Origin of the sequence: Belliella pelovolcani, assembly GCF_900156785.1 — a bacterium.
Classification (GTDB): Bacteria; Bacteroidota; Bacteroidia; order Cytophagales; family Cyclobacteriaceae; genus Belliella; species Belliella pelovolcani.
Genome location: NZ_FTOP01000008.1, coordinates 152,349 through 166,651, shown reverse-complemented (window position 1 = coordinate 166,651; position 14,303 = coordinate 152,349). Strand labels below are relative to the sequence as shown.

Sequence of the window (14,303 nt, the reverse complement as noted above, 5' to 3'; positions counted from 1 at the left end):
GATTGTGCTTTGGTTTTTAGATCGATTCAATAGGTTGAAAGTTTTGAAAATATATGGAACTGCAATGATTTGTTTGGTCTTATTTTATTTTTTTATATCAAAATAGGTAAGAATGAGATTTTTTGTTAGATTTCGAATTCAGCTTGACCAAGTGAAAAAAATTATAGCCATATCGCTTTTATGTGTTTTTGCCTTATATCACTTTGGCTATCATGTTTTTTATTATTCCTTCAATCTCCAAATAGAATCTCTATGGACAGAACGGGTTTTTGAAGAGAATAATGAGGTAGAGTATATGATGGAAATACCACTTGCCGTGCCTTACATGTCGGATCAGCAAGAATTTCAAGTAATCAATACGTCTTTTGAGAAAAATGGTCAAAATTACCGTGCTATCAAACAGCGATATGCTAATGATACTTTGCAGGTTATCTATGTGGCTGATACATCTAAGACTAGACTGAATGAGGCCGTGAAGAAATGGGTTGCTTCATTGGTTTCAGACGAAATACCAGGAGAAAGTAATAATTCACAAAACATTAAGATATTTATCAAGGATTATTTTAAGCCAGATATTCATCGTCTTGTGCTATTTGGTTTTTATGAATTACAACATTATCAAGGGTTTATTTTTTCGAATTATTCAGACCAATTTTTGGATCATACCAGTCCACCTCCAGAGCAGGTTTAATCTATTTTATATTTAAAGTCAGTTGCCAGCAGCACTTACGTGCTTCTTTTTGGGTTTTCCATGTTTTACAGAGGGGTTTGTTGTTCATGGATATGGCAAGGAGAAGCCTATTTGCTGATGGTTAATCTTTATCATCATACTTAGCAATATATTCTAAGAAGTACTTGCTAGTTGTGGTAAACACATAGCCCTGCCTATACATCAAGTTAGGCAGGGGCTATGGCTGACTTTTGATGTTTTTATAAATATTTTCAATACTTATCCTTTCAAAAAATCAAATGAAAAAATTATTACTATCAATAGTTATTACTATTTCTATCCTTTTTAGCCATGAGACTAATGCTCAAGGCTGTGTAGCAATCAGACAATTTTCTGGAATTGGCAATGCTGTTGGTCAAGGTAACCTACTAGAGCAAGGAGAATGGAATATCAGTGCAAATTACCGTTATTTCAAATCTTTCAGACATTTCAGTGGTACAGAAGAACATCCACATAGGGTAGAAAACAACACCGAAGTGATCAACTGGTCGCATGGTTTGGATTTGAATTTGAGTTATGCTATTACAGATAGAGCTTACCTGATTGCTTCAATTCCTTACGCATACAATGAAAGGAGTTCGCTCTACGAGCATGGGAGAAACTCAAGGCACATGACTTATTCAAAAGGAATTGCTGATATGCGCGTAGGTGCTGGCTATTGGTTGCTGTCTGGAGAAAAAGCAAAAAATGGGAACACAGCAGTAGGCCTGGGGCTAAAACTACCAACAGGGGATTATAATGCCCAAGGTACATTTTATAATGTAGGTCCAGGTGGATCGCCAGAAATCAGACCAGTGGATCAATCGATCCAATTAGGAGATGGGGGCTGGGGATTTATAGTTGATGCTCAAGGGATTTGGAATCTTCCTAAGAGTTTTTTCTTGTATTATGATGGTTTCTATATGTTCAATCCAAGAAATACGAATGGAACCCAGACAAATAGGGCGAGAGCTTCAGAAGCTATCATGAGCGTACCAGATCAGTTTGCATTTAGGACAGGTTTATTCAAGCCAATATCTTTTGTGCATGGCATGGGACTTTCGCTAGGAGGAAGAGTAGAAGGGGTTCCAGTGAGAGACTTGATTGGCGAAAGTGATGGCTTTAGGAGACCTGGTTATATTGTTTCTGTGGAGCCTGGGGTGAGTTATATGCTTGGAAATTTCACAACGACATTGACTGTACCAGTAGCGTTAATTAGGAATAGAACTAGGAGCTTGACAGATATAGCTGATTCTACGCCTGATAATCGACGTCATGGTGATGCTGCCTTCGCAGATTACCTGGTCAATGTGAATTTGGCTTGGAGGATCCCGAAGAAAGTGAAAGGGGTGTTTAATAATTTGGATTAAAATTGATCTAAGGTCGAGGTTAGAAAATAATCCTAACCTCGACTTCTTTTTAGCTTTTTGGGATATGTATGCTCGAAATATGGTATGAAGGTATTGAAATACTAAAAATTGAATTCTACCATAAAAAGTACTGGATTACCTTCCTTTTCCATATTTGCCCCAAGTTTTTTTAGTTTTTCAAAATGATTGCTCGTACCTCGATAGCTTTCAATTCCTGCCAAAACATTTTGTGGATTTGCCTTGAAAACAAACTTATTCCCAATCACTCCAACTGGGAAAGCTTTGGGGTCAAACATGATGTCATTTATTATTTTGTTTCTCTTTTCAAACTTCTACTAGCTAATAGAATTAGAGCCAATGAAAGAAGAAACAAAATCACTGCTATGGCACTCAGAATATATCCTCCATTTTGAAAATTTTTCCAAGCAAACAACCCTAAAGAAGAAAGGGTGACGGTAAACATGAAGAACATTGGAATCAATACAAAAGAAGCGCTTATCTTCTGTTTCAGTAGCCAAACTGCAATGGTTAGTAATGCCAGTGCAGCGAGAAGTTGATTGGCTGATCCAAATATTGGCCAAAGTGTTGTAAACCCGCCTGATGCCAATAGCATGATGGATAATAGCATAACTATTCCTGTAGCTAGAAACCTATTCTGACCAGCTTTTCTGATGACAGGACTCTTGATGTCTTCAAAATACTCTTGAAGTGTAAATCGTGCCAATCTCGTACAAGTATCTAAAGTAGTCAAAGCAAAAGCTGATACAGTCAATGCTACAAAACCAACAGCAAAGGTTTCTGATAACCCCAAGCTTGAAATCATACCACCTAATCCATTGGCAAAAAGTGGGACAGGTCCAAGCAGGTTGATTTGATCTAAGTATTCAGCTCTGCTGAGGATAATCACCGCTCCAACTGAAATGATCGCTAGGAATGACTCAATCAACATACCTCCAAACCCCACCAATTTGGCATCACTTTCTTTGTCAAGTTGCTTGGAAGTAGTTCCTGAAGCAACCAATGAATGAAAACCACTGATTGCACCACAGGCGATGGTGACGAAAAGTACAGGGAATATATAACCTAAGTTTTCTGAATTAAAATGGACTTCATTGTCCATGACTATTTCGGGATTGGCAACAAATACCCCGACCACAGCAGCTATGATTAATCCATATAAAAGGAAGCTATTCAGGTAATCTCTAGGCTGCAGTAGCATAGAAATAGGTGCAACAGAAGCTACAAATGCGTAGGCTAACAAAATATAAACCCAAGCTTGATAGCTCAGTTCAAATGGGAGCTTCATCCCTAAATAGACAAAATAGTACATTAGAATCACGCCGATAATTGATAACAGCGTGAAAGCTATTCCGCGATGTCCAATCATTTTATTGATAGCTCCAAAAGCAATTGCGAGACCGATAAATAAGATGGATGCCGATGCTACTCCTGGATTGCTGACAAAGGTCTTGGCTATGATATCCGCAAATACCCCAATGATAAGGATCAAAGTTGAAAAGCTGAATAGGATAAAAAGCTGTTTGCCCTTGTAGCCAATGTTGTTTTGAATGATCACGCCGATGGATTTGCCTTGATTCCTCAAGGAGGCAGCCATGCTTCCCAGATCGTGCACCGCCCCAAAGAATATTCCCCCAACCAATATCCAAATCACAGCAGGTATCCAGCCAAAAGTCAAAGCAATGATAGGTCCTACGATAGGTCCAGCGCCCGCTATGGAAGCAAAGTGATGGCCCAGCACGACGATAGGTTTGCTGGGGATATAATCGATGCCATCTTTGAATTGATGTGCAGGAGACCGTCTATCTTTATTCAACTTAAACTTATTGTAGACATACCTACCATAGATGAAATACGCCAACAGCAGAATCAATCCAGAGATAACAAGCAAGGTTAATATCGTCATAGCACTGAGCTTTTTACTAATCTAGCTTTGAATATCCTGCTATTTGTCCAAAAGACAAAGATCTCAGGTCGATTCCTTAATTTCTTAGAATATTATCAGTGGATCACACGATTCACTAATCTGACAATCAATTGGTTTGTAATGCATTAAGTTATTTGAATCACAGTTACTTAGTGATGTAATTTTATTTAATGGATATAACCTATAAATTTGTAGTCCCTGATTTTAACTCAGGAAACAAACAAGAATATAATATGGCTTGGTTTAAAAGAACAGATAAAGGAATAAAAACCTCAACTGAGGATAAGAAAGATGCTCCTGATGGCCTATGGTTCAAAACCCCAAAAGGTAACATCATTCATACTAGAGAGCTGAAGCATAATTCTTATGTATGTCCAGATGACGATTATCATGTAAAGATAGGCTCTAAGGAATATTTTGAGATTTTGTTTGATGGCAATAAATTCAAGGAACTAGACCAAGACATGAAGTCGGGTGATCCATTGAAATTTGTGGACACGAAGCCTTACAGTTCTAGAATAGAAGCCACAATCAGTAAGACGGAATTGAATGATGCAGTAAGATCGGCAGTAGGGAAGATGAACGGCATTGATATCGTGGTATCATGTATGGACTTTAATTTTATTGGAGGTTCTATGGGTTCTGTAGTAGGGGAAAAGATTGCTAGAGCGATAGATTATGCATTGAAAGAAAAAATTCCATTTTTGATGATTTCAAAGTCTGGAGGCGCACGTATGATGGAAGCAGGTTTTAGTTTGATGCAGATGGCCAAGACCTCAGCAAAGCTTGCGCTCTTAGACAAGGCAGGGATTCCATATATTTCACTTTTGACAGATCCAACAACGGGTGGAGTTACAGCATCTTATGCCATGCTAGGAGATTTTAATATCGCTGAACCAGGAGCTTTGATTGGATTCGCAGGTCCAAGAGTAATCAGAGAGACTATAGGAAAAGACCTGCCAAAGGGCTTTCAAAGTTCAGAGTTTGTTTTGGAACATGGATTTTTGGACTTTATCATCGATAGGAGACAGTTGAAAAACAGATTGACAACTTTGCTAAACCTATTGAACAATTAATCAGTTAAAACTATAAGTAAATACCAGATAAAAGGTCAAAATTCAATCAGATCTTGGCTGTTTTTATCTATTTATAAATATATTTGTGTTCCCTAAGCAGGGTCAAATACTGAAAAATAAAAAGTAAAAATCAATCAATAAATGGGTTCAGTAATTATTACCTCGATTGTAGCATTTACTCTGATTATTCTGCTACTCGTTTTTATCCTTTTGTTTGCCCAATCAAAGTTGGTAGCATCTGGAGATGTCAAAATCATCATCAATGGTGATGAAAGTAATCCTATCGTGACTCCAGCTGGTTCAACTTTGTTGAACACCTTGGGTAATAAGAAAATCTTCTTGCCATCTGCCTGTGGTGGAGGTGGTACTTGTGCTATGTGTAAGTGTGTGATCGAAGATGGAGGTGGTGAAGTGCTTCCTACAGAAGAAGGTCACCTTAGCCGAGCAGAAAAACAAGGCAATGTAAGACTTTCTTGTCAGGTGAAAGTAAAACAAGACATGAAAATCAGAGTTCCAGAAGAGATCTTCGGAATCAAGAAGTGGGAGTGTGAAGTTATATCTAACTACAATGTTTCTACTTTTATCAAAGAATTTAAAGTAAAACTTCCTGAAGGAGAAAACTTAGATTTCGAATCAGGTGGTTATATCCAGATAGATGTTCCAGCTACTACAGTAAACTTCAAGGATATGGATATCACTCCACATCCAGAGTTAGGACACCCTGACGATGTTTACAAGAGTGATTGGGATAAATTCGGTCTTTGGGATTTAGTCATGAAAAATGATGAGGAGCTATTCAGAGCTTACTCCATGGCCAACCACCCTGCAGAAGGAAATATTGTAATGTTGACTATTCGTATCGCTACTCCACCATGGGATAGAGCGAATAACAAATGGATGGATGTAAATCCTGGAGTTTGTTCATCTTATGTATTTGCCCAGAAACCAGGTGATAAAGTGACGATTTCTGGTCCTTATGGCGAATTCCATATCAATCCAACTGACAGAGAGATGATCTACATCGGTGGTGGTGCAGGTATGGCGCCTTTGAGATCGCATATTTTCCACCTTTTCCATACTGAGAAGACAGATAGAAAAGTTTCTTACTGGTATGGTGGTAGATCGAAGAAAGAGTTGTTCTACACGCCTCATTTCAGAGATATTGAAAAAGATTTCCCTAATTTCAATTTCCATATAGGTCTTTCCGAACCACTTCCGGAAGATAATTGGAAGATCAAAAAGTCATTAGACGATAAAGAAGGCGATGGATACGTTGGATTTATTCACCAAGTGCTTTATGATAACTACTTGAAAGATCACCCAGAGCCAGATGAGGTAGAGTTCTATCTATGTGGACCTCCGTTGATGAATGCAGCGGTATTGAAACTTCTAGATGATATGGGAGTTCCTCAGGAAAACATCAGATTTGATGACTTTGGAGGTTAAAAAATTAGAGTCCCGCATTTGCGGGACTTTTTTATTTCCCTCTGATTTTTTTAACTATTTTTGACTAGCTATAGCATTTAACTTATGAATCTCAAATCCTTCTTTGATCCAGTTGCTGAAGAAATCACTTCTCAGAAATATGCCCACAATTCATTTTTTAATTACATCCATTATTATGGTGAAACATTCCCAGATATCAAAGGAGTACAGTTAGCTATCATCGGATTGAAGGAAAAACGGGGTATGCCTCAAGCTGACACCATAGAAAGAGCAGCTACAGAAATCAGAGAGAAACTTTATCATCTCAAGAAGGGAGAGGGCTTATACAAAATTGTCGATTTAGGTGATTTAAGAATTGGAGAAAGCCTTCAAGAATCATTAGAAATTATCAGAGCAATTGGCGAGTTTTTGATCAAGAAGCAAATTCTCCCCATTTTCATTGGGGGATCTCATGACCTTGATTATGGCCAATACCTTTCATATCAAGGAATGAAGAAGTTGGTCAGTATGGTGACTATAGATGCTAAGATTGACATGGAAGAGGATGGATTACCATATCAAAGCCATACCCAGAATATTATACTTCACCAGCCTAATTTCCTCTTTAATTACACTCATCTTGCGTATCAGAGTTTCTTGGTAGATAAAGATCTAATCAATGTGATGGAGAAGTTATACTTCGATCATATCAGGCTTGGAAATCTAAGGAGTAATTTCAAAGAAATAGAACCTTTGGTGAGAAATGCAGATTTGCTAAGCTTCGATGTTGCTGCTATTCAATCTGCGGATGCGCCAGGTGCTGCCGATGCACAGCCTTTTGGACTTACAGGAGAGGAAGCTTGTCAGATTTGCAGATTTGCTGGAATGAATGAAAAATTGAGCTCCTTTGGTGTCTACGGTTACCAGCCATATTATGATGATACACGTAATAAGACTGCTTCTGTCATAGCTACGATGATTTGGTATTTTATCGAAGGATTTTATGATAGAAAAGATAGTTTGAGCTTTAAGTCCAATGATTACACCAAATACACAGTATCACTTGATTCCAACCCATCAGTGATTGTTTTTTATAAAAGTAAGAGAAGCGAAAAGTGGTGGATGGAGATCCCTCAAAATGACAAAGATAGGTTTGATCGAACCACCATAATCCCTTGTAGCTATAAAGATTACCAAATGGCTCAATCCGGAGAAATCCCTGAACGCTGGATTAATGCACAATTGAAATTATTCTAAGTATGAAAGCGTATACCAAGCAGCAGCTTGCGCTTAGGAATGGGCAAGATAAACCAGAAATTTGGGTAGCTTATAAAGGTACTATATATGATGTTTCTACTTCTCGTCTTTGGAAAAATGGGAAGCATTACGAGCATTGGGCTGGTCAGGATCTAACAGAGGAGTTGAAAGACGCCCCACACACAGAAAAAGTATTTCAAAAATTCGAGTCAATTGGACTCCTTATTGGTTAGTATGCAATTAATCGCAGATAGTGGATCAAGTAAGACAGATTGGAGAATCGTTCTTCCAGATGGTAGCATTCAGCAGCATAGAGGTGTAGGCTTTAATCCCACCTATCAGAGTTCCGAAGAGATGTCAAAACTTTTGCGTGATGATTTTTTACTGGGTATTAGTTCTGATGTGCAAACAATCCATTACTATGGTGCAGGTTGCTCTAGTGAGGGGATGAAATTACAAGTAGAAAATTCTTTAAGAACCGTTTTTGCTCATGCCAAAATTTTTATCGAACATGACTTACTTGCAGCGGCACGTGCTACTTGTGGAAGAGAGCCTGGAATAGCGTGCATCCTAGGCACAGGTTCCAATAGCTGTGATTATGATGGGATTGAAATTGTTCATTCCACACCAGCTCCAGGCTATGTGTTAGGCGACGAGGGAGGAGGCGCTTACATTGGTAGGAGATTTCTTCAAGACTTTATTCATCAGGAGATGTCATCGGATATTTACAAAAGAGCAAAGGAGGAATTAAACCTAGATTACAACGAAATTATCGATCGAGTTTATAAACAGCCTTTTGCAGGACGTTATATGGCGAGTTTTTGTAGGTTTATTTCCAAATATAAATCAGATCCGTATTGTTATTTGCTTTATTATAATGCGTTTCAGGAATTTTTTAAAAAATATATATTTAAATATCCTGACTGGCAAATTAGGCAAGTGAACTTTGTTGGCTCTATAGCATTTTATAATAGTGACATCCTTCGAAATGCAGCTGCAGAGGCAGGGATAAATGTTAATTTAATCCTTGAGAGTCCCATAGCGGGCTTGACGCTTTATCATAAACAATAATATGAGCACGACTGAAAGCAATTCCCTATATGACAATTTAGAGCTATTGGACCTAGCTTCTATTCTCAAAAATATCAATCAAGAAGATCAAAAGGTGCCTCAAGCTATTGGTAAGAGCTTACCGCAAATTGAAGCTTTGATTGAGCAGATCATTCCAAGGATGCAAAAGGGCGGTCGCTTGTTCTATATAGGAGCTGGCACGAGTGGAAGGCTTGGGATTTTGGACGCTTCAGAATGTCCTCCTACTTATGGAGTGCCTCATGATTGGGTAGTCGGTATCATTGCAGGAGGGGATAAGGCTATCAGAAAAGCGGTTGAAAATGCAGAAGATGATCCTGTTCAAGCTTGGCATGATATTGTTGCATTTGGATTTAATGCGGAAGACACAGTGATTGGCATTGCCGCATCTGGTACCACTCCTTATGTAATAGGAGGTGTAAAACAAGCCAGAGAAAAGGGTCTTCTCACAGGCTGTATCACCTGTAATCTCAATTCACCGCTAGCTGAAGCAGTAGCATTCCCAATAGAGGTAGTGGTCGGGCCAGAGTTTGTGACTGGTAGTACAAGAATGAAAGCAGGAACAGCTCAAAAGCTTGTACTGAATATGATCTCCACAGCTGTAATGATCAAATTGGGAAGAGTCAAGGGTAATAAAATGGTCGACATGCAACTCTCCAATGAGAAGTTGGTGAAGCGTGGGACAAAAATGATTGTCGAATCCACTGGTCTTGAGGAGGAAAAAGCTAAAGAATACCTAATCAAGTTTGGTTCGGTAAGAACGGCTGTAGAAGCATTTTATAAGAAATAATACTTACCTTTGCATCCCATTTGCTTTCAGTGACTTAGTGTCATTGAGTAATATGGAATAATATTTAATACAGCAGAGATGCTGAATGCTATGAAAAAAGATAATAATCGAAACCAAGATTCTAGAAAAGGATCAAAATCAGGAAGTTCTAAAGAAGGGAAAAGAGACTTTTCGTCTACTAGGAATGATAAAAAAACTTCTTTTGAAGGAAGAGGGAAATCAGAGTCCAGCTACAAAGGGCGGAATTCAAAAGACGAATCCAAAGGGAAAAGATGGTCAACAGAAAAACCAGCTTATTCTGGAAAATCTAAGCCAACAGAGAAGAAGGAGTTTAGCCTAGAAGGCCATCCTAAAAAGAAATACACGCCTAAAACTTCTGAACAAAGGCCTGCAGGTTCTTACGGAAAATCTTCATATAAAAAGAATGATGATAGTAAATCAGCTGAGAAATCAGGTGATTTTAAAACTGTATACAAAGGAAGAGGGAAAGATGAGAGGCCAGTTTTTGAAACGGTAAAAAGGTCAGACGCAGATGCAAAAGCTTCAAAGAAAAAGTTCAATAAAGTGATGCCAGCAGAGGCACCAGCCGAACCTAGACCTAATTACAATTTTGAGGTCATTGAAAAAAAACTCAATAAGACCAATAAGAATGAAGCGATTAGGCTCAATAAATATATTTCCAATTCAGGGATTTGTTCTAGACGTGAAGCTGATAACTTAATTCAAAGCGGAGAAATCAAGGTCAATGGGCAAGTAATCATGGAAATGGGTTACAAAGTGCAGCTCTCTGATGTGGTAACTTACAAAGGGAAAAATATCAATCCTGAGAAGCCAGTTTATGTGTTGTTAAATAAGCCTAAAGATTTCATTACAACAACGGATGATCCAATGGAGCGTAAGACTGTCATGCAGCTGGTTTCAAATGCTTGTAAGGAAAGAATCTTCCCAGTTGGAAGGTTGGATAGGAACACCACAGGCTTGTTGTTATTTACCAATGATGGTGAATTAGCAGCCAAGCTATCACACCCATCAAATCAAATCAAGAAAATCTACCAAGTTACTTTAGACAAGCCATTGACTAGGGTTGACGAGGAAGTAATCTTGGAGGGTTTCGAATTAGAAGATGGACCAGTCAAAGTAAATGATATGCAGGTGCTTTCTAAAGATAGGACAATCTTAGGGCTTGAAATCCATATAGGAAGAAATAGGATAGTCAGGAGGATTTTTGCTCATTTTGGATACGAGGTAGAAGCACTTGATAGGGTGATGTATGCAGGATTAGATAAAAAAGATTTAACCAGGGGGAATTATAGATTCCTGACAGAAAAGGAAGTCATCAACTTAAAATATTTCAAATAATAAAAAAAGGCCTCTCAAAACTTGAGAGGCCTTTTTCTTTTATTTTGCTGCAAGAAGGGTAGAGAACCCATCTTCTGATCTTAGATAAAACTCTATGTTTGCATTTGAACGACCTACTCCATTTGCGAAAATATAAGTTTTCTTGAAGCCCTTAGTGTCATTCAATTGTTCCGAATAGATCAAGACATTGTTTTCATAAATATCTACGGTCATGTCAGTAGGGAGCAAAGCGTTGACAAGTAGTCTGTATTTGTTACCTTCTTGCTTTTCCAATTTTGAATAGACGATTGGCTCTACTTTTTCATTTTCTAGGTTTAGTTCCAAGTGATCGATTTCGCCATTTTTGCTAAATACACCTACTTGGTACTTGCCAGGGATCAAATTAGAGAAGTCATAAGCCTTTGAAAAAGCTTTTTTAGATTTAATTTGATCGGCATGTATCAGCGAATTGTTACTGTCAAAAATCTTAACAGTGACCATACTTTCTGGTTCCACACCGTAGATTAATTGTACTTTACTGTCGTCTACCTTTCTTAGCTTGACAGTACCTTCTGTTCCTTTTTTTTCCGCCAAAGCAGCAAATGAAATGCTGAAGGCTAATGTGAGCGCTGTTAATAATCTCATAGTAGTATAAGTTTGATAGGTTTAAGAAATACTATTTGGATTAACCTCAAGTCTCAACTGATGCTGAGTCATAAAATTTGAGGCCAGCTATTTTGGGATGACAGTACAAACATACTGTTTACAGATTTTAATTACAAATTTGGTAATGAAAATGTTTAAAAATTAATGAAAATGTTAGCAAAAGCTTTAATAATTATTGATTTGGTAAAAATATTAAATTTGTTCGGAAACGTTTTCATGAAACACCCATGAGAGATAGATTTTATTTTCACCAAATAAAGGTTGGAATTTACCCAAATTACATTATATAAATAGGTGAAAATAATAGCGTGGAAAATTTTTTGAATTTTATACTCCTCAGTTGTATTACTAGACTCAGGTTGAACCCAAAGCCTAGTTGTAAAAAAAATACCTTGATGAAAACTGTTCATCAAGGCATTTATGATTGAAACGATAATATGTCTAAATCATGTCAAAACCTAAGTATGGAACAAGTACTTTTGGCATTTTGATACCATCTTCAGTCTGATTGTTTTCTAATATGGAGGCCACTATTCTAGGTAATGCCAATGCCGAGCCATTCAAAGTGTGGGCAAGTTGTGTCTTCTTATCTTCTCCTTTGAACCTGAGCTTAAGCCTGTTTGCTTGGTAAGTTTCGAAGTTGCTAACAGAGCTTACTTCTAGCCATCTTTCTTGCGCTGCTGAATAGACCTCCATGTCATAAGTTAGTGCAGAGGTGAACCCCATGTCGCCACCGCAGAGTCTTAATACTCTATATGGAAGCTCAAGTTTTTGTAATAAGCCTTGAACATAGCTGCTCATATCTTCTAATGCATCGTAAGAACGATCTGGGTGTACAATTTGTACGATTTCTACTTTGTCAAATTGATGTAGTCTATTGAGTCCTCTTACATGCGCTCCCCAGCTACCAGCTTCTCGTCTGAAGCAAGGTGTATAGCCTACATTTTTGATTGGGAATTCTGCTTCATTGAGGATAACATCTCTGTACATATTAGTGATAGGCACTTCTGCTGTAGGAATCAGGTAAAGTTTGTCAGCAGTAGCCTCGTACATTTGACCTTCCTTATCGGGTAGTTGTCCTGTACCATATCCAGAATCTTCATTGACCAGGATAGGAGGTTGCACTTCTATGTAGCCAGCTTTCATGGCCTCGTCTAAGAAGAAATTGATCAAAGCTCTCTGAAGTCTAGCTCCTCTGCCTTTGTACACTGGAAAACCTGCCCCAGCTATCTTTACGCCTAGATCAAAATCAATAATGTCATATTTTTTAATCAATTCCCAATGAGGTAATTTGTCTGCATGCAATTCTGGAATACTCCCATGTTCCAAGACGATCTCATTGTCATCAGCGGATTTACCTTTGGGTACTGAATAGTGAGGTACGTTAGGCAGCGTATATAAAATTTGTTTAAGATCTTCTTCGATATTGTTATAAGCATCCTCCAGCAACTTTACTTGAGATTTGATCTCACTGGTTCTTGATTTGATCTTTTCTGCTTCCTCTTTTTTTCCAGATTTCATCAGCATGCCAATTTCCTTTGCTATGCTGTTAGATTCTGCTTGAAGATTATCTCTTTCGGTTTGTGTTTCTTTTCGCTTTTTGTCTAGCTCCAATACCTGGTGTAAAGCTGCTTCGGCATGTGGGAAATTTCTTTTTTGAAGGCCTTCTAGCACTTGCTCAAAATTTTCCCGAATTGTATTGACCAGTAACATAAAATGTATCTTATTTTCTGTTTAATTATTGCGTGCAAAGATAAGGATGTTATTCAAAAACAGTCCTAATTATCCATTTAGATACTTATTACTTTAATTGACGAAAATTCTTTTATTCACAGAGGAAAAAGGGCCGTCCAATTCTTTGCCATTATTCTGCACAAGTTTCACGCTGATCAGATGCTCACCCTTTGGTAGATTGGAAATCCGTACTGGAGTCACCTCATTGACCTCGTACTTGGCATCGTCAATTGCTATGATAACCTTCAATTGATCTAATTTAAGGTCTCCTCCTAGTAATAGGAAGTCAATAGTCACCTCGTCTTCGGCATTGAACTCCTGTTTGTCATAAGGTAAATTTACAGCCAAGTAGGGTTCAGAGGAAAACGGGAATGGCCTAGTGTCTCCAACCCTAAAATCTCGATCCACATAGTTACCAAACTCCTTCAAAGCCAAACCCTCTTCATCGACTAGAAATGCTACAGCTCTGTAGGTGCCTTCTTTGAGCTCTCTCTGGAAAATAGGCATATTATAGCCAACCGGGTCACTTGCATTCAAGATTAATTTTAACTGAAAACCACTCAATCCATCAGCAAATGGATAGTTCTTGATGTTGAACTCAAATGGTACTTTGCCTGGCTTGAAGACTTGATTGCCTAAAGGGCTGAACATTTCTAAAATAGCATCTGGGTAATCGTTTTTTTCTTCATAAAAGTAGAAACTCACCTCTGCTGTTTCTGTAGATACAGAATCAGACATGCTAATAGGGGTCTTCATTTCTGCCTTTTTCTCTCTTTTTGATTCACAAGCAATCAGTGAAAGTGAGAAAAAAACGAGTGCGCAAAAATAAGTGTGCTTCATAGAATTAGACTTGTTGACTAAAGATATTTAAAATTAGCTTAAAAAACCGTACCTTTCGGGGTAA

General features: G+C 38.0%; 14 protein-coding genes. 9 read left to right on the top strand and 5 right to left on the bottom strand.

Annotated elements, in window-relative coordinates; translation table 11 throughout:
- Positions 1-151 precede the first annotated feature (151 nt).
- Together BW935_RS10820 and BW935_RS10815 are read left to right on the top strand one after the other, a co-directional pair.
- Positions 152-691 (top strand): hypothetical protein, encoded by a 540-nt coding sequence (locus BW935_RS10820; RefSeq protein ID WP_076501453.1) that lies wholly within the window; start codon positions 152-154, stop codon positions 689-691.
- Positions 692-969: 278 nt separating this feature from the next.
- Positions 970-2,079 carry a protein involved in meta-pathway of phenol degradation gene (locus tag BW935_RS10815; protein ID WP_076501362.1) on the top strand — a complete coding sequence of 370 codons (1,110 nt, stop codon included), beginning with the start codon at positions 970-972 and terminating at the stop codon, positions 2,077-2,079.
- Positions 2,080-2,180: 101 nt separating this feature from the next.
- Here BW935_RS10815 and BW935_RS10810 read toward each other — a convergent pair whose 3' ends face one another.
- Together BW935_RS10810 and BW935_RS10805 are read right to left on the bottom strand one after the other, a co-directional pair.
- Positions 2,181-2,375, bottom strand: coding sequence for a hypothetical protein (locus BW935_RS10810; RefSeq protein WP_076501360.1), 195 nt, complete (start codon positions 2,373-2,375; stop codon positions 2,181-2,183).
- Between the two features lie 11 nt (positions 2,376-2,386).
- Positions 2,387-4,003, bottom strand: coding sequence for a carbon starvation CstA family protein (locus BW935_RS10805; protein ID WP_076501358.1), 1,617 nt, complete (start codon positions 4,001-4,003; stop codon positions 2,387-2,389).
- A gap of 254 nt (positions 4,004-4,257) precedes the next feature.
- On the opposite strand from BW935_RS10805, the gene accD reads away from it, so the two are divergent.
- From accD to BW935_RS10770, 7 genes are all read left to right on the top strand, one after another.
- Complete coding sequence (accD, locus tag BW935_RS10800) at positions 4,258-5,100, top strand: acetyl-CoA carboxylase, carboxyltransferase subunit beta (RefSeq protein WP_076501452.1); 843 nt, start codon at positions 4,258-4,260, stop codon at positions 5,098-5,100.
- 141 nt (positions 5,101-5,241) lie between these two features.
- A complete protein-coding gene (gene nqrF / locus BW935_RS10795; protein ID WP_076501356.1) occupies positions 5,242-6,546 on the top strand; it encodes an NADH:ubiquinone reductase (Na(+)-transporting) subunit F in 1,305 nt (434 codons plus the stop codon).
- A gap of 84 nt (positions 6,547-6,630) precedes the next feature.
- On the top strand, positions 6,631-7,782 hold the full coding sequence (locus BW935_RS10790) for a formimidoylglutamase (RefSeq protein ID WP_076501336.1): 1,152 nt from the start codon (positions 6,631-6,633) through the stop codon (positions 7,780-7,782).
- Between the two features lie 2 nt (positions 7,783-7,784).
- The gene (locus tag BW935_RS10785) at positions 7,785-8,015 is read left to right on the top strand and encodes a cytochrome b5 domain-containing protein (protein WP_076501334.1); all 231 of its coding nucleotides are present in this window, start codon (positions 7,785-7,787) and stop codon (positions 8,013-8,015) included.
- Position 8,016: 1 nt separating this feature from the next.
- Positions 8,017-8,853, top strand: a complete 837-nt coding sequence (locus BW935_RS10780; protein WP_076501333.1) for an N-acetylglucosamine kinase — start codon at positions 8,017-8,019, stop codon at positions 8,851-8,853.
- A gap of 1 nt (position 8,854) precedes the next feature.
- Positions 8,855-9,661, top strand: coding sequence for an N-acetylmuramic acid 6-phosphate etherase (gene murQ, locus BW935_RS10775; RefSeq protein WP_076501331.1), 807 nt, complete (start codon positions 8,855-8,857; stop codon positions 9,659-9,661).
- 90 nt (positions 9,662-9,751) lie between these two features.
- Complete coding sequence (locus tag BW935_RS10770; RefSeq protein WP_076501450.1) at positions 9,752-11,020, top strand: pseudouridine synthase; 1,269 nt, start codon at positions 9,752-9,754, stop codon at positions 11,018-11,020.
- Between the two features lie 39 nt (positions 11,021-11,059).
- Here BW935_RS10770 and BW935_RS10765 read toward each other — a convergent pair whose 3' ends face one another.
- The 3 genes from BW935_RS10765 to BW935_RS10750 all read right to left on the bottom strand — a co-directional run bounded on the left by BW935_RS10765 (position 11,060) and on the right by BW935_RS10750 (position 14,239).
- The gene (locus BW935_RS10765; protein ID WP_076501329.1) at positions 11,060-11,644 is read right to left on the bottom strand and encodes a hypothetical protein; all 585 of its coding nucleotides are present in this window, start codon (positions 11,642-11,644) and stop codon (positions 11,060-11,062) included.
- A 462-nt stretch (positions 11,645-12,106) separates the two neighbouring features.
- Entirely contained in the window at positions 12,107-13,378 is a 1,272-nt protein-coding gene (serS, locus tag BW935_RS10755) for a serine--tRNA ligase (RefSeq protein ID WP_076501326.1), read from the bottom strand.
- Positions 13,379-13,471: 93 nt separating this feature from the next.
- Positions 13,472-14,239, bottom strand: coding sequence for a hypothetical protein (locus BW935_RS10750; protein ID WP_076501325.1), 768 nt, complete (start codon positions 14,237-14,239; stop codon positions 13,472-13,474).
- Positions 14,240-14,303 lie beyond the last annotated feature (64 nt).